This window comes from Mechercharimyces mesophilus (assembly GCF_059818345.1).
This window is the reverse complement of record NZ_JCBAPH010000001.1, coordinates 448,835-463,120: the sequence shown is the minus strand read 5'-3', so window position 1 is coordinate 463,120 and position 14,286 is coordinate 448,835. Positions and strand designations below refer to the sequence as shown.

Sequence of the window (14,286 nt, the reverse complement as noted above, 5' to 3'; positions counted from 1 at the left end):
GGGGATTAGCAAGTTTCCCACTAAAATTACAAAGAATCTTTTCGGAGATCCTGGAGAATGGTAGACTTAATGGAGAAGGTGGCCTGGTTCCGGGTTATGTGAAAGGCATATTCCAACCCTATCGCTTGGCTTTTTACCGGGCTGTCATAATGAACATGCCCTTGAAAAACCCTTGTCCTAAAAGGGATAGGGTGCTCATTATGAAAATGCATCTTCCTTCTGCTAAAATGGAGGGAAGACAAGAATACATAGGAGGCTCGCGATGGAGATTTACCACGATGTACTAGAATACTTAGAGCACGATCCGTACTTTTTTCTGCTTCAGTTTTTGGTAATCTTGCTGGCAGTCAAGTTAGCCGGCCATTTGAGTAAAAGGATTGGACAACCCGCTGTGTTCGGGGAGTTGCTCGTCGGGATTATCCTCGGCCCAGCTCTCCTCGGTTGGATCATCATCGATACCTCTGGTGAACATCATAGCATGCTATATAGCTTAGCCGAGGTCGGGGTAATTCTTCTCATGTTCCTTGCTGGACTTGAGACAGATGTGGATGAGTTTAAGAAAACCGCTTTTGGTTCTTCCATGACGGCAATTGGTGGTGTTATCCTCCCACTTTTAGGAGGGTATGCAGCCGGGATTTTATTTGGGTATGACCCGATGACTTCTATCTTCATCGGTACCCTACTTGTCGCAACAAGTGTTAGTATCTCCGTACAAACACTGCGGGAGCTGGGAACACTGCAATCCAAAGAAGGCGTCACGATCTTGGGTGCGGCCGTCTTAGATGATGTCCTCGGATTGATTACGTTGTCGGTCGTCCTCGGGTTTGCCAGCAGTAGCGGAGACGGTTTTAGCGTGCTAGCCATTGTTAAGCTACTCGTCATGATTGTGCTGTTCTTCATAATTACCATCGTCTTTGGAAGGTATGTTCTTCCTAAGATCTTCGACTTCGCATCGCGTTTAATGACACAGGAAGTCATCCTGACCTTCGGAATCATAACAGCTCTCGGCTTCGCCTTCTTTGCAGAACAAATGGGACTGGCAGGCATCATTGGCGCATACTTTGCCGGTCTGATGCTAAGTATGACCAAGTATCAGCACGAACTCTTCTCCAAGGTAGAGACGATTTCGTTCTCATTCTTCGTTCCCATCTTCTTCGTAAGTATCGGGGTGATGGCCAATGTGAAGGCTTTAGACACTGACAGCTTAGTTCTGATCAGCGTCTTGACCATCATCGCCATCCTAACCAAATGGATTGGCGGTGGCTTAGGAGCAAAATTAGCTGGATTTAATTTACGTAGCTCTTCCGGTATTGGCGCAGGGATGATTGCGCGTGGCGAAGTAGGGTTGATTGTCGCTAACATTGGTTGGCAAAAAGGACTAATTGATGAAAGCCTCTTTACCGCGATGGTGATTATTGTGCTCGTAACAACGTTGGTCACACCACCTGCACTAAAAGCATCTTTTAGTAAAAAAGGGAAAACAGCACATTGATTTTTTCTAAGGAAAGCCCCACTTCATCGGTGAAGTGGGGCTTTCTCTCTTCTCTTAGAAGGACACAAAGCTTGTTCTAACCAAAAGAAAAACTCCCTCGAACAAGGGAGTTTTTCTTTTGAAAAGGTGCAGGTTATGCGCCTTTCTGTTTGAAGGTGTGACAGCAGGTATCTGCAGGCTTCTTTGCGCTATACTCCTGATGACGTGTATCAATCATCTCGCCACCAATTTCTTCATTGTAATTTGCACCTTGGTGGCTATCCACGTCGACCATAATCGCATCCGCATTGCAGTTGTTCCCTTGCTCCCAAAAGTAACAGTTAGCTACACTACATTTTACTTGGGGCATTCACTTCACCTCCTGCCATACAGTGTTGACAAAAGGCAAAGATTTTATTTCTCCCTTGTAGCGAACAGTTACTTAATCAGAATCCGCTGTTGTATCCGCTTTTTTGAGCTCATCCAAGATGCAATGCAGATCCTCTAACTCGATTCCTTTGCGATTACGTGCAGAAACGGTAAAATATACATCTCCGCTAAAGCGTGGGATTGTCTCCTTCACTTCTACTTCCGTGGCCCCATACTCTTTACGGAAAATGGGCTGATTATTAACCTTCTCCCATCCCAGACGCGCCAACTCTTGTTCATATAAATCAAAGTCTTCTTCTTCGATGTGCATATCGATACTTGTTACCTTCATTGCTTGTTTCCTCCTTGTTCACATCAACAATAACTTTTTGTCCTTTGACAAGAAAGTCAGTTATCGGTATTATCACTAAGAACGTGAAAGGAGAAGGAGTCGATCATCTCGAATTAACCACTATACACCATACCATGAAAACAATTGCGACTATAGTCTATAGTGCTGAAGAGATGGTAAAAATAAGAACGAGAAAATCGATTCACCATCCATCCTTTATTTCTCTCCATGCTACCATAAATGAAACTTGATTTACATTCATAAGCACCTATTTTGCCAATTCTAATTTACGCAACACATAGATTAAGGGGATATGAATATGTCACGCGGAAAACCTGATTTCTGGTTTATTCTGACGGTTTTTATCCTGATCGGATTTGGGCTCGTCATGGTCTTTAGCTCTAGCTATTATGAGGGGGTAACGGATTACAAGGATAGTTATTACTTTTTTCAAAAGCAACTATTGGCTGCCGGAATAGGCATAGTGTTGTTCTTCGTTGTCGGAAACATTCCTTATACCCTTTATCCTCGTTTTATCGGTTGGATCTTATTTGGAAGCCTTCTGTTATTGCCCCTGGTTTTCATTCCGAACCTAGGTCATACGGTAAACGATGCCACCCGTTGGATCAAGCTTGGCTCCTTCTCCTTCCAACCTTCTGAAATCGCCAAGTTAGGTGCCATTTTCTATGTCGCCTATATCATGAGCAAGAAGCAACATCAATTACATAGTTTCCGCAAAGGACTTCTCCCACCCTTGATTGTGGTTGGTTTATTCTGCTTTTTGATTGTTATCGAACCCGACTTCAGCACAACCGTTCTTCTCCTTACCACCTGTATGGTTATCATTTTCTGTGCAGGTGCACGCTGGAAACACCTCTTGCTTCTAGCCGCCCCCACCATCCCACTTTTAACAGTCGTGATGGTGATGGCCAGCTATCGTGTCGAACGTCTAACTGTTGTATTTGACCCTTGGAAAGATCCGCATGGGAATGGCTTTCAAATAATCCAATCGCTTTATGCCATTGCTCCTGGAGGCTTATCCGGTAGTGGCCTCGGAAATAGCATTCAGAAGATGGCTTACTTACCCGAAGCGCACACAGACTTTATCTTTGCCATCGTCGCGGAGGAACTCGGTTTTATTGGCGCCGGATCGTTAATCCTTCTGTATATGGTATTTGCCATCAGAGGCATACGGATTGCGCTCAAGGCCCCTGACACATTTGGGAGTTTACTTGGCATTGGGATCGTCTCACTCATATGCCTACAAGCGCTACTTAACTTGGCGGTCGTGACAGCTATTTTCCCTGTAACCGGGGTCACACTACCATTCATCAGTTACGGAGGAACGTCCTTGATCATTTATTTGACCGCATCTGGTGTTCTTCTCAATATCTCTCGCTATAGCCAGGCACAATCAATTCAGAAGGGACAAGTGCGTAATAAGAGAACCTCCGTCAGCGGAGTGGGTCTCTCATAGAAAACACGATTGCAAACATGAAAAGAGGAGGATGGCGTCTGCTATGGACGCCATCCTCCTCTTTCTTGTGGCTAATAAATATAGGGGATCAATTTGCTTGTACGTGCTTGGTAGTCTTGAAACTGCTTACCATAACGCCCCGCTAGATAGCGATCCAATGTAGGGATATGATAAAAAATAAACCCGAGGAACATGATCACTGGAATGAGAAAAGCCACTAGATGTCCAGCAATCATGGCGAAACCGAGGGCCCAAACTACATCACCAAAGTAATTGATGTGCATGCTGTATTTAAACCAACCTTCTGTAAATAACTTGCCTTTATGAGCAGGGTCCTTTTTAAATTGAAGTCGTTGCCATTCGGAAGATGTATTGAGATACGATCCCCACAAAAAGAGGATCAGTCCCATCCATGCACTGCTACCGACGGCATCCAACTGCCACGTTCCAGAAATGGCAAAGGTGAAGTGAATGATCCACAACCACACCCCCACTTGAATCCCTTCACTCCAGCTAAAGGCACGTTTCATAAAGAGAAAACCAGTTAAACACATGCGAATAAACAGAACGATAGAGCAAAAAAATAGCATGCCCTCACGCCACTGATCTCCTCCCTCTTTTCCAAACAGTACTTCCATGCCTGAACCTAGTAAAACCCAACCAACTCCTACGACTGCAAGCGCATGAATGAATACCCATACCCACTTTTGTACCATAGATGATGCGTAATCTCCGTGCATAATACCCACCCTGTTCCATTCAATTAACTAACCGGTTAGTTAATTGAATCTTATCATAGGAAAGAAAAAAGGAAAAGCCCACTTAGAGAAGTCGACGGTCTAAACCTAATTAAAGAGATATCCATGATGTTACTTCTTGCGAGCGGTTAAAATAAAGCTAGCGGGTACTTGAATATCTTGTTCAGCCAAGTGGCCATATAAGCTAGAGATATCATGGGGGTACTCTTCAAACCTTTCGAGTAACAAGTTATTTTGCAATACAGCTGTAATCACTTGGGATAAAGTAGGATCAAAATTATAATGAGGCTTACTTTCATAGGTTTGGTGCGATACATAATCCAATCCATTATGAAAAACTCGTGGTTCCTCAATGAAATAAGAGTACTTCAGTTGGAGAGGGTTTTCCTTATCTTGTTCATCTAACATCAGGAGCAAAGGGTGAATGTCATAAATAAAGAGAAGACCCTCTTTGTCCAATAGTCTCTGAACCACTTGAAAGAACTTCTTGAGATCAGGAAACCAAATCAACACTCCAGCGGAAAGGTAAATCAAATCAAACTTCCCATCGTAATCGCTTGAAATATCATAAATATCTGTTTGTACAAAATCAACCGGAATATTGGTTTCCGTCGCTAGCGCACGTGCTTGTGCAATCGCTTGGTCGCTAATATCAAAACCGGTGCACATGGCTGCCCCCATATTTTTTAGCGAAAGCGTCTCCATTCCATCATTACAACAAAGTTGCGCGACTCGTTTGTTTTCTAATCCGATGGCCAGTAAAGAACGAGTCACCAACTCATCTAAGCATGAATAGTTCGATTGGTGAAAACGTTGTTTTTGTTCCTGCTTTGCCTCATGGTGGCGGGAAGCCACCTCATTCCAGCTTTCTCGATTTGCCTGCGTGAATTTTTTAAAATCCATTAATAACCAACTCCAATTTCCCATTTCGCCTACAGCATTCTATTTCTAAAATCTCTTTAATCGCAGGACTATCCTTTATCCTTTTCAAGTATAACGTAGATCCATTCTTTTCGTTAACAGAAATTGGGCGAGAAAACCCAACTTAATGACCTTTGCGAAGAACACGAACAACGCACAAGTATCATAAGAAGAGGCGTTCCCGCCCAGACCATACAAGATACATAGAGAAAGAAGAGCTTTCTACTCAGCGATAAGGTTTCATCCCTGACTAAAAGGTAACCTATTAGGCTATTCCATCACTATTTGAAAGTCCCTAGATCATTCCTTCAACCGGGCTGCTTGCTGTCGCATAAGACTTCTTAGGAATACGTCCCGCCTCGAAACCTAAGCGACCAGCTCTTACCGCCAATTTCATCGCCTCTGCCATTTTAATAGGGTCATCGGCACCTGATACTGCCGTGTTTAAGAGAACGCCATCCGCTCCCAGTTCCAGCGCCCAGAGCGCATCTTTCGGGGAACCAATCCCTGCATCCACAATGACCGGTACACTTACAGCATCCATGAGTAATCTCAGATAAAAAGGGTTTAATATCCCTTGGCCTGAACCAATGGGAGAGGCTCCCGGCATAATTGCATGCGCACCTGCTTCTTCTAAGTGACGGGCTAAGATGGGATCATCCGATGTATAAGGGAGAACGGTAAAACCGTCTTGCACCAACTGTTTCGTCGCCTCTAGCGTAGCCACTGGATCGGGAAGCAAAGTATCCGGATCAGCGATCACCTCTACTTTGATCATATCGCACAAACCAGAAGCACGAGCCAAATGGGCAATACGAATCGCTTCTTCCACCGTGGATGCCCCCGCTGTGTTAGGCAACAACGTGTACTTCTTTAAATCCAATTGATCCAATAAACTGGGCTGTTGCGGATTAGATAGGTCCATCCGTCTGATAGCAAAGGTGAGCACTTCCGTTTCTGACACAGCTACCGCCTCTGCTTGCTCGGAAAGGGAAGAAAATTTACCTGTCCCTAAAAATAAACGAGATTGAAAATGATGATCTCCAATGGTTAACATGTTTATCCTCCTCCTACAAAATGAACAATTTCAATTTGATCGCCTTCATGAATCGCTACAACTGAATGCTCTTCTTTGGATAAAACCTTCCGGTTTTGCTCAACAATCACCAAACGCTCGGATAATTGCAAGTGATCTAATAAGGATTCAACAGTAGAAACTTCTTCTGACAGCTCGTGTTGTTTGCCATTCAATGTTATATTCATCCATCTCACCGCCTCTCTAACTGGTTTTCCTGTACTCGACTAAGCTCAAATGAGGATAATAGTGGCGTCATTTCTCCTGACATGGACTCGGCGAGTAAGTAACCGGTGATCGGACTAAGTAAAATGCCATTGCGAAAGTGACCACAAGCAAAGTACAGATTCTCGTAATCTTCTGAGGGACCAAGATAGGGCATACGATCGATAGAGCCTGGCCGTACACTGGCCCACGCGCGGACAAAAGACCCTTCTTTAAGCGCTGGAACCAATTGTGTAGCCGCTTGCAACAGTTGCCTTACGGCATCTGCCGAAACATGCGAGGTATAATCATATGAACGCTCGGTTGCTCCAACAATCACTTGGCCATCTGCCTTTGGTACCAGGTAGCACTCCTCAGCAAAATAAGTCTTCGTAAACAGAGGTTGTGGCGCTTGAATCGCTACTGACTCTCCTTTGACTGGAAAAACAGGCAACTCTATACCGACCGTTCGAGCCAGATGGGAACTCCATGCTCCTGCTGCCAGCACCACTTGGTCCGCCTCGATCCTACCGTACATGGTTTCAATACCACGTACGCGCCCTTTCTCTGCCCAAAGCGAACGCACTTCTGTTCCAGTCAAAAATCTCACGCCCAAGCGCGTTGCTGCGCTCTCCATCGCCATGAGCCACCGCGGTGCCGATACTTGGATATCGGATGGTAGTGAAAGTGCTCCTTTCACTCGATGAGAAAGTTCCCTTTCCTGTTTCCATAGAGATTCTTCTTCGATCCACTCTGCTTCTTCCCCTTGAGCTCGCTGCCACTGACCACGTTCTTGGAGCATTCTCTTCTCTTCTTCGTCCCATGCAAGACGAAGCATCCCGTGGTGATTCAACTCCATATCGATCCCAGTCAATTCCTTTAGTTCAGGTTCCAGTTGCATAAACAGAGAGCGACTAGCCAAACAGAGCTCCACCATGGGTCCTGGAAAAGACATTTCCACTTGTGCACCGAGCATTCCTGCTGCAGCGCTGGAAGCATGAGCCCCAACGGTATCTCGTTCCACCACGGTTACTTTCGCTCCCTTTTTCGCTAAATAATAAGCGATAGAACATCCGATAATACCTCCGCCAATAATCACCACTTCTTCGTTCATGCGTGCCTTCCCTCCTCTCCGTCTCGTACCCCTTCACTTTGGTACAATCCTCTTAGTTGACGCGCGGCCGTAACAGGGTAAGGGTGCGCTGTTATCGCAGAGATGACAGCTACTCCATTTGCACCTGTTTTTTTCACACGTTGGATATTCTCAGGAGTGACTCCGCCAACCGCCATCACAGGAATGGAAACTGCTTGCACGATCTGTTGCAATGCACTCACTCCTTTAGGTGGTAAACCCGGTTTAGAAGAGCTGGAGAACACATGACCAAACAAAGCATAATCTGCCCCCATGGCCTCCGCCTGTTTGGCTCCTGCAAGTGAATGAACCGAGCAACCCACTTCCGGAAGCGAAGGAAACCTCTCTTTGACGATTTCAATCGGCAATCCTGCCTCTGGAAGATGAACTCCACACTGAAGGGCAAGCGCAACATCCACCCGCTCATTAATCATCAGCTGTTTACGATTCCAACCTCCCTTTTCAAGCAAATACTCCCCACACCGATAAAGCTCACACGCCGATGCCGTTTTAAAACGCAGATGTATGCGGTCTACCCATCTGGCTAACTCCGATAGTTGCAAAAAAAGATGGTCTTCCCTCGACAAATGATTGATAATCAAGTCGATGCGCACCTCTATTTTCCTCCCAAAAGAAAAAACGGTATCCGAAAAGATACCGTTGTCATTGAAATCAACTTGCTCATTTGACTCCACATCCTTACGCTGGTATCGTCCAGGTCAAGTTCGAAGGGTTGAGGACTTCCTCTCTCAGCTTTTCAGCACCCCTTGTGGTACCATCTGTATGCGATTTTCTCTTCCATTGTAGATCCGATCGATCGCTTCGTCAATTACAAACCAAATCGATTAGGCGGAACTTTAAGTTTGAGTGGGCCGTGTACTTGCAGTTGGCACGCCAGTCGAAATCCGTTCTCCACTGCCTCTTCTCCGAGACGAAGCTCCTCGTTTTCTCCCACTTCGTTCAAGTGATTGCCACCTTCTAACACCTGAACTTTGCATGTCCCACATCTGGCGGACGTGCAATTGTACGGTATGGGAACCGATTGCATCACGGCTTCCATCAATAAGGGAGCTCCTGTTTCAACTTCTAGTTCATATTCTTCACCCTTGCATTCGACTATTACTTGTGGCATGGACAGCTCCTCTCCTTTCACCATTCTATTCTCATTATTTTACGATACTCTCTCCTGCATGCAAAGGAGAGGAGGTTCGCAACGTTAATAGATGTGCGGCATTTATTTTCGTAAGATACGACGAATGCGGCTCATATTTTGCGTGGTCCGATACCAAAAGAAGAAAATAACCACGCCAACGATCCCTATAGCCGTAAACCAAATACCAAACTGGTGAAAGAGATCAAATACCAATTCCCATTTTTCTCCTAGTATATAGCCTAAGCCCACAAAAGTCGTACACCAGGTGAAAGCACCAACGTAGGCATAAAGACCAAACCGGCGAAAACGCATGTTGGAGATTCCGGCAACATAGGCCGTCAAATGGCGCACACCAGGGATAAAATAGCCAAAAAAAAGAACCCAGTTTCCATATTTTCGAAATAATAACTGTGTTACGCGAAGCCGTCTCCTTGTAATAAGAATCTTCTTCCCATAACGCTTAATAAAAGGGTAGCCCAATTTATTTCCTAAGAAATAACTAATGGTAATTCCAGACATGGACCCGCATAATGCGCTAAGATAAGTATAATAAATCGTAAGTTGACCTTCGGAAGATAAGTACCCGACAAACGTCATCATAATCTCATCGGGAAGGGGCAATCCGACAATTCCCAATACCAAAAATATAAAGATACCTATATATCCATATTGAAGGAGAAAATCAATGAGTGACTGATCCATAATCCAACCCCGTTTTCATTGCTATCAACATAGACAACCATACCATACTTTTAGAAATCAGAAAAGGTATAGAAAGAGGCGCTATCGCTATATCTATTCCCTTTTCCTGCATAGATCCACTCCTTCTTCCTCAAGTTTAATAAGAGAGGGTAGTGTCGTCCATTGTTTGACCATCTCCCAAATCGGATCAATGACATCTTCTAGTAAAGAGAGCTGTTTTTGTCTGAGAAAACGCGTCAGCAAATGAAGCTCCGTACATCCATGAATCCAGCTCGTCACACGATAAGATTGAATCATCTCATAAACGTCTTCCCACAATTGGGAGAGCGTTTTTTCATCTATTCTCCCGGCTTTCAGTTGTTGTATAACAAAATCAATTTGCTTTTGATCATGTACACTGGGTATGAGAATATGCTCGCTTCGCAATAGATGGCTCCGACAGGTGGGGGGCGTAGCCAACAATAGTGAGGGTCGCTTTTTTTCTTCTACTTTCTGTTTAATAATCTGGATCATATCAATCGTTTTCTTTTGTAGTGCCAGAGGCAAATAGGATAAATAATGATGGGCCGTTACACAGCAAATGATATAGTAATCCACCTGCGCTTCTACGCCTTGCATGATTCGAATCAGCTCTTGAACAAAGTAATCCCCATCTCCATAGGAAAGGGATGTCACACGATCTGGAAGTTGTGGGTCCGACAAGAGATAGAGACGAGGGGCTTCTTGTTCCTTGCAAAAGGGAGAGCTTGTTTCGTAAATCGATTGAACAAAAGCCATCGAAGCAAATGGTCCCATTCCACCTACTATACAAACCACTTTCTCCTCTTTCACCGTTCTTCCCCTCCTTTTGCAAAAATCCACCTTAAACCTTTCATCTTTTTGTCTTCCTCTCCGCTTCACCCTATTTACTTTTTTTGGATTTCTCCTCTTCTTTTTTCTGTTTTTTTAATTCAGGAACTTTATTCTCTATATTTTTAATTCGTCGATAAACCCTGGGGTCACTTTTTCTAAAGGCTTTCAGAGAGGGTGTACCCACATTCACTTCAAAAATCCAGATGTGATTCCTGGGATCTAATCCAATGTCAATGCCATGTCGATAGCGTTGAGAGTAGAATTTACTCATCACTCTGGATGATCTTAAAGCTACCTTTTTCAATTTTTTTACTACCTTCCGTGCTTCTTTTTTATTTAATTTCAAATGAATCCTTAGGAGTTTGTTGACCGTTACCGCTTCTCCGCCTGACGAAAGGTTGGTAATCAAACCTTGTGGTGGTGCTATTCTCCCTGCCATTCCCCCAATCACCCATTTTCCTTTGTAACGGATGGTATGAATACGCACATCAAAGAGACGCCTCTCTCTCGTTTTGCTCTCAATTCCCTGTTGGATCACATACTGTTGCTTTATTATTGGTCTAAAAAAATTCAGAAGATCCTTCTCATCTCCGTAGAAAGTGTCTTTTTCCTGGCTTGTCGATCGAACATAATAACCATTTTTATCGCGAGTAACAACGGTAATGTTCTTTCCTTTGAATCCATCCTTGGGCTTTATATAAATCTTGGGATATTTTCTTAACATCCACTTCAAATTTCTCTCATTTAATTTCTTCGTAACTGGGAAGTGATAACGTGTACCTGGATTAGTAGACAAATACTTCGCCTGAATATATTTGTTTCTTAAATGATGGCTCTTCATAGCGAACCCCCTCTTTTTTTACTTATAATCTATTATATTCTTTCTATTAAAAATTGTTACTTATTAAATATGGAATATATAAAAAAGATGATAACAGGCTGGATATAGCAGAGCCATATTACCATCTAATAACGGATCGATGAGAGGGTCAGAAAAAGGATTTCACGCCACTCTATCTTATAAAGATGATTCGTGGCTAAACTGCTGGATCTGATTTACCTTTTGCTCGTCCAACCCCTTCACCATTTCTACTACCAACCGCTTGGTTAATTCCAAGTCTCTTTTGCTAATCATAGAAACATGGCTATGAATGTAGCGCGCCGCTACACCCAACACAATGGAGGGAACCCCTTGCTTGTACAAGTGAAACTTCCCTGCATCTGTCCCTCCCCCGGTCATCGTTTCCACTTGGTAAGGAATATCATGTTGCTTTGCCACTTCTATGACATAGTTACGCAAGCGCGTATTAGGGATCATGGTTGCGTCCAAGAAAGTAACCAAAGGTCCCTCTCCCAATCGTAGTTTGTCACTTCCTTCATTGCCGGGACCATCCTCCGCTACACCCACATCCAGGATAATAGCAATATCAGGGTCCATAGCATAAGGCGCCGTCGTTGCCCCTCTCAATCCCACTTCTTCTTGCACGGTCGCTCCTGAAACAAGGATATTGGGGTGGGCTTGCTTGCTTAGCTCTTTTAATACTTCGAGCGCTAAATAACAACCTACCCGATTATCAAACGCTTTCCCTAACAAAGTATCTCCATCAGGAAGGACTTCAAAAGGGCAGATAGGCACAATTGGATCACCCACATGAATTCCCCACTCCTGTACTTGCTCTTTATCCTTTGCTCCAACATCGATGTACATCTCGCGCATCGGATACACTTTCTGGCGCTCTTCGGCTGTCAAAATATGAGGAGGCTTGGAGCCGATGACACCTGTAAAATTCCGTTTCTCCGTCATAATCGTTACGCGTTGCGAAAGGAGAACTTGGCTCCACCATCCCCCTAGTGGCAGAAAGCGTAAGTATCCCCCTTTGGTAATCTCTGAAACCATGAAACCCACCTCATCGAGATGACCGACAACCCCAATGGTGGGACCATTTTCTGCTCCTACTTTTTTGCCGAAGATACTTCCCATATGATCTAGAACCAGTTCAGCATCCACATTTTTTATTTCTCGATGCAAGATGTTACGTACTTCCTCTTCATAGCCGGGTACACCTTTCGCCTCCGTTAATTCTTTCATTAACATATCCATGATTTCATCTCCTTTCTTCGTTAGATTAACCATCATGTTTAAAACTCACTCACGTTGAAAGGGTTTTCTTCAAGGGCACACAAAAAAAGAGCCTACTATGGGCTAATAGTAAGCTCTTCTTAAGATTGATCTTCTAAGAAGTTGTCCATGCCATCTGCGATGGCCAACTGATTCTCTAGATAATGAATCACATTGCCATAATAATGAGCAGCTTCTTCGTGCTTGCCACTTTGAACCAAATCCTGATAAGCGTCATAACTTTCTCTGATCAACTGAAACGTTCGCTCAAACTCAGGTTGGGACATCATGCCGGGACGTCCATCACCCTCTTCGGACCAAAACATCTTATAGCGCTCGCAATACGCGTCGTACGACGAAAATATGGGATGCATCTATTCACCCTTCTCTCGCTTGATTCCCCTATTATCGTCTCACAGTGGACATCATTCTATACTATCCCTTCGACTGATTCTCCCTCTATCCTATTCGGGATGTGACGGGATTAAAAAGTTGCGTCCAAGCAAATTGATCTCCACCAAACATTAAAACACTGGATGTACCGAGGTAAAGATTCCCTTTCGCAGCCTCAGCAGCACTCTGAGTTACGGAAACAACCGTCTGTAACCCTTTTACCGTTTTCATTCCTACACTTGTCTCCCATTCATCCTAAAGTGCCTTTTATAATTTAACTATTCAATTAAAATGTGTTTATACCAACATTACTCTTCGGCATCGATACTTGCCGTCACAGGTGTCGCTCGATGAATCTCCCTCATCATCTCCTCCGCTATCAGAGCATATCCCGCTTGATTGGGATGTATCTCATCGGCCAACCAACTACGCTCCACATCGGGGGTCAGTACTGGTTCAATATCTACCACATAACCCATGGGATACTCATAGATAACTTTCTTCAGTTCATTATTCCAAATGGTTAGCATGCGTTCGCTCTGTTCATAATAAGCGACTTCTGGAGAGAGAGGGTTGTATAGTGTCGTAACAAGTACGGGGGCCTCTGGGTTGGCTGTCGTAATCCGATCCATTATTTCTGTTAGGTTCTCTTCATATGTTGACTGGATCTCTTGGAAAGTAGCCAGTGTTTCCAGGGGGCTTTCTTGCTCTAAGGCTTCTTTTAACAAGTCGTTTCCACCGATCGTTAGCGTAATGATCTCTGCCTCTTCCACCTTCTTCATGAGGCTTTGATCTTCGCGCAAGGTAGCCAGTAATTGGGTGGACGTCTGCCCAGATACCGCTTGATTATCTAATTTCACACCAATATTTTGGGTGGATAGCTCTTCCTCGACTAAACCCGTATACCCATACTCCTTTTCATTCCACCCTTGACCTAAAGCGACAGAATCTCCAATCCCCAGGTAGTTAACATCCTCTTTTCTTTCATCCGATTTCTTTAATATATTTATAATACTCTCTTCTGCCTGATAGATGCGTTCAGGCTCCTCTGAGAAGAACATTGTTACATAAGGGGTAGCATAATGAAACAAAGTTGAGATAAGGAGAGCAAATCCCCCTATTCCTCCAAGTAACCACTTTTTCATATTGTCTCATCCTCGTATCAATTGTTGTTCTTATACTTATCTTACCCCCTACCGATTACAAGAATTTTTCATGCATATAACAAAAGTATAGAAAGAAGGTAACAAAATAAATGCAAAAACCCAGCGCTCACAGAACCGTCCGGTCTGTAAACGCTGGGTATCT

Annotated in this window: 18 protein-coding genes and 1 riboswitch; of the genes, 2 read left to right on the top strand and 16 right to left on the bottom strand. The window is 44.0% G+C overall.

What is annotated here, in order from left to right; genetic code table 11:
• Positions 1 to 262 precede the first annotated feature (262 nt).
• Positions 263 to 1,492, top strand: coding sequence for a cation:proton antiporter (locus tag AC6RGY_RS02400; RefSeq protein WP_499859478.1), 1,230 nt, complete (start codon positions 263 to 265; stop codon positions 1,490 to 1,492).
• A gap of 133 nt (positions 1,493 to 1,625) precedes the next feature.
• Here AC6RGY_RS02400 and AC6RGY_RS02395 read toward each other — a convergent pair whose 3' ends face one another.
• Both AC6RGY_RS02395 and AC6RGY_RS02390 read right to left on the bottom strand, forming a co-directional pair.
• Complete coding sequence (locus AC6RGY_RS02395) at positions 1,626 to 1,841, bottom strand: DUF1540 domain-containing protein (RefSeq protein WP_499859476.1); 216 nt, start codon at positions 1,839 to 1,841, stop codon at positions 1,626 to 1,628.
• A 72-nt stretch (positions 1,842 to 1,913) separates the two neighbouring features.
• The gene (locus AC6RGY_RS02390; RefSeq protein WP_499859475.1) at positions 1,914 to 2,192 is read right to left on the bottom strand and encodes a hypothetical protein; all 279 of its coding nucleotides are present in this window, start codon (positions 2,190 to 2,192) and stop codon (positions 1,914 to 1,916) included.
• A gap of 319 nt (positions 2,193 to 2,511) precedes the next feature.
• On the opposite strand from AC6RGY_RS02390, the gene ftsW reads away from it, so the two are divergent.
• Positions 2,512 to 3,669 (top strand): putative lipid II flippase FtsW, encoded by a 1,158-nt coding sequence (gene ftsW / locus AC6RGY_RS02385; RefSeq protein ID WP_499859473.1) that lies wholly within the window; start codon positions 2,512 to 2,514, stop codon positions 3,667 to 3,669.
• A 71-nt stretch (positions 3,670 to 3,740) separates the two neighbouring features.
• Here the strand turns inward: ftsW and AC6RGY_RS02380 are convergent, their stop codons facing one another.
• The 14 genes from AC6RGY_RS02380 to AC6RGY_RS02315 form a co-directional block, all read right to left on the bottom strand.
• The gene (locus AC6RGY_RS02380; RefSeq protein WP_499859472.1) at positions 3,741 to 4,409 is read right to left on the bottom strand and encodes a methyltransferase family protein; all 669 of its coding nucleotides are present in this window, start codon (positions 4,407 to 4,409) and stop codon (positions 3,741 to 3,743) included.
• Positions 4,410 to 4,538: 129 nt separating this feature from the next.
• On the bottom strand, positions 4,539 to 5,330 hold the full coding sequence (locus AC6RGY_RS02375; RefSeq protein ID WP_499859471.1) for a class I SAM-dependent methyltransferase: 792 nt from the start codon (positions 5,328 to 5,330) through the stop codon (positions 4,539 to 4,541).
• A 313-nt stretch (positions 5,331 to 5,643) separates the two neighbouring features.
• Positions 5,644 to 6,405: a thiazole synthase gene (locus AC6RGY_RS02370; protein WP_499859469.1), complete on the bottom strand. Its 762-nt coding sequence runs from the start codon at positions 6,403 to 6,405 to the stop codon at positions 5,644 to 5,646.
• A 2-nt stretch (positions 6,406 to 6,407) separates the two neighbouring features.
• Positions 6,408 to 6,611 carry a sulfur carrier protein ThiS gene (gene thiS, locus AC6RGY_RS02365; protein WP_499859464.1) on the bottom strand — a complete coding sequence of 68 codons (204 nt, stop codon included), beginning with the start codon at positions 6,609 to 6,611 and terminating at the stop codon, positions 6,408 to 6,410.
• Positions 6,612 to 6,616: 5 nt separating this feature from the next.
• Positions 6,617 to 7,741 (bottom strand): glycine oxidase ThiO, encoded by a 1,125-nt coding sequence (gene thiO / locus AC6RGY_RS02360; protein ID WP_499859458.1) that lies wholly within the window; start codon positions 7,739 to 7,741, stop codon positions 6,617 to 6,619.
• On the bottom strand, positions 7,738 to 8,373 hold the full coding sequence (locus AC6RGY_RS02355; RefSeq protein WP_499859455.1) for a thiamine phosphate synthase: 636 nt from the start codon (positions 8,371 to 8,373) through the stop codon (positions 7,738 to 7,740). Before AC6RGY_RS02355 ends, thiO begins: the two co-directional genes overlap by 4 nt.
• A 65-nt stretch (positions 8,374 to 8,438) precedes the next feature.
• A riboswitch (TPP riboswitch) is annotated at positions 8,439 to 8,537 on the bottom strand.
• Between the two features lie 51 nt (positions 8,538 to 8,588).
• Complete coding sequence (locus tag AC6RGY_RS02350) at positions 8,589 to 8,891, bottom strand: 2Fe-2S iron-sulfur cluster-binding protein (protein ID WP_499859454.1); 303 nt, start codon at positions 8,889 to 8,891, stop codon at positions 8,589 to 8,591.
• A 102-nt stretch (positions 8,892 to 8,993) separates the two neighbouring features.
• Positions 8,994 to 9,614: a DedA family protein gene (locus AC6RGY_RS02345; protein ID WP_499859452.1), complete on the bottom strand. Its 621-nt coding sequence runs from the start codon at positions 9,612 to 9,614 to the stop codon at positions 8,994 to 8,996.
• Positions 9,615 to 9,707: 93 nt separating this feature from the next.
• A complete protein-coding gene (locus AC6RGY_RS02340) occupies positions 9,708 to 10,445 on the bottom strand; it encodes an aspartate/glutamate racemase family protein (RefSeq protein WP_499859449.1) in 738 nt (245 codons plus the stop codon).
• Positions 10,446 to 10,515: 70 nt separating this feature from the next.
• Positions 10,516 to 11,307 (bottom strand): YheC/YheD family protein, encoded by a 792-nt coding sequence (locus tag AC6RGY_RS02335; protein ID WP_499859446.1) that lies wholly within the window; start codon positions 11,305 to 11,307, stop codon positions 10,516 to 10,518.
• A gap of 177 nt (positions 11,308 to 11,484) precedes the next feature.
• Positions 11,485 to 12,567, bottom strand: a complete 1,083-nt coding sequence (locus AC6RGY_RS02330) for a M42 family metallopeptidase (protein ID WP_499859442.1) — start codon at positions 12,565 to 12,567, stop codon at positions 11,485 to 11,487.
• Between the two features lie 119 nt (positions 12,568 to 12,686).
• Positions 12,687 to 12,959, bottom strand: coding sequence for a hypothetical protein (locus AC6RGY_RS02325; RefSeq protein WP_499859439.1), 273 nt, complete (start codon positions 12,957 to 12,959; stop codon positions 12,687 to 12,689).
• Positions 12,960 to 13,044: 85 nt separating this feature from the next.
• The gene (locus AC6RGY_RS02320; RefSeq protein ID WP_499859437.1) at positions 13,045 to 13,209 is read right to left on the bottom strand and encodes a DUF6143 family protein; all 165 of its coding nucleotides are present in this window, start codon (positions 13,207 to 13,209) and stop codon (positions 13,045 to 13,047) included.
• Between the two features lie 77 nt (positions 13,210 to 13,286).
• Positions 13,287 to 14,123 (bottom strand): GDSL-type esterase/lipase family protein, encoded by an 837-nt coding sequence (locus tag AC6RGY_RS02315; RefSeq protein ID WP_499859433.1) that lies wholly within the window; start codon positions 14,121 to 14,123, stop codon positions 13,287 to 13,289.
• Between the last annotated feature and the right edge of the window lie 163 nt (positions 14,124 to 14,286).

Excerpts from the sequence above, each read along its gene's own strand:
- AC6RGY_RS02400 (WP_499859478.1), top strand. The coding sequence starts at position 263 with ATGGAGATTTACCACGATGTACTAGAATACTTAGAGCACGATCCGTAC.
- AC6RGY_RS02395 (WP_499859476.1), bottom strand. The coding sequence starts at position 1,841 with ATGCCCCAAGTAAAATGTAGTGTAGCTAACTGTTACTTTTGGGAGCAA.
- AC6RGY_RS02390 (WP_499859475.1), bottom strand. The coding sequence starts at position 2,192 with ATGAAGGTAACAAGTATCGATATGCACATCGAAGAAGAAGACTTTGAT.
- ftsW (WP_499859473.1), top strand. The coding sequence starts at position 2,512 with ATGTCACGCGGAAAACCTGATTTCTGGTTTATTCTGACGGTTTTTATC.
- AC6RGY_RS02380 (WP_499859472.1), bottom strand. The coding sequence starts at position 4,409 with ATGCACGGAGATTACGCATCATCTATGGTACAAAAGTGGGTATGGGTA.
- AC6RGY_RS02375 (WP_499859471.1), bottom strand. The coding sequence starts at position 5,330 with ATGGATTTTAAAAAATTCACGCAGGCAAATCGAGAAAGCTGGAATGAG.
- AC6RGY_RS02370 (WP_499859469.1), bottom strand. The coding sequence starts at position 6,405 with ATGTTAACCATTGGAGATCATCATTTTCAATCTCGTTTATTTTTAGGG.
- thiS (WP_499859464.1), bottom strand. The coding sequence starts at position 6,611 with ATGAATATAACATTGAATGGCAAACAACACGAGCTGTCAGAAGAAGTT.
- thiO (WP_499859458.1), bottom strand. The coding sequence starts at position 7,741 with ATGAACGAAGAAGTGGTGATTATTGGCGGAGGTATTATCGGATGTTCT.
- AC6RGY_RS02350 (WP_499859454.1), bottom strand. The coding sequence starts at position 8,891 with ATGCCACAAGTAATAGTCGAATGCAAGGGTGAAGAATATGAACTAGAA.
- AC6RGY_RS02345 (WP_499859452.1), bottom strand. The coding sequence starts at position 9,614 with ATGGATCAGTCACTCATTGATTTTCTCCTTCAATATGGATATATAGGT.
- AC6RGY_RS02335 (WP_499859446.1), bottom strand. The coding sequence starts at position 11,307 with ATGAAGAGCCATCATTTAAGAAACAAATATATTCAGGCGAAGTATTTG.
- AC6RGY_RS02330 (WP_499859442.1), bottom strand. The coding sequence starts at position 12,567 with ATGGATATGTTAATGAAAGAATTAACGGAGGCGAAAGGTGTACCCGGC.
- AC6RGY_RS02325 (WP_499859439.1), bottom strand. The coding sequence starts at position 12,959 with ATGCATCCCATATTTTCGTCGTACGACGCGTATTGCGAGCGCTATAAG.
- AC6RGY_RS02320 (WP_499859437.1), bottom strand. The coding sequence starts at position 13,209 with ATGAAAACGGTAAAAGGGTTACAGACGGTTGTTTCCGTAACTCAGAGT.
- AC6RGY_RS02315 (WP_499859433.1), bottom strand. The coding sequence starts at position 14,123 with ATGAAAAAGTGGTTACTTGGAGGAATAGGGGGATTTGCTCTCCTTATC.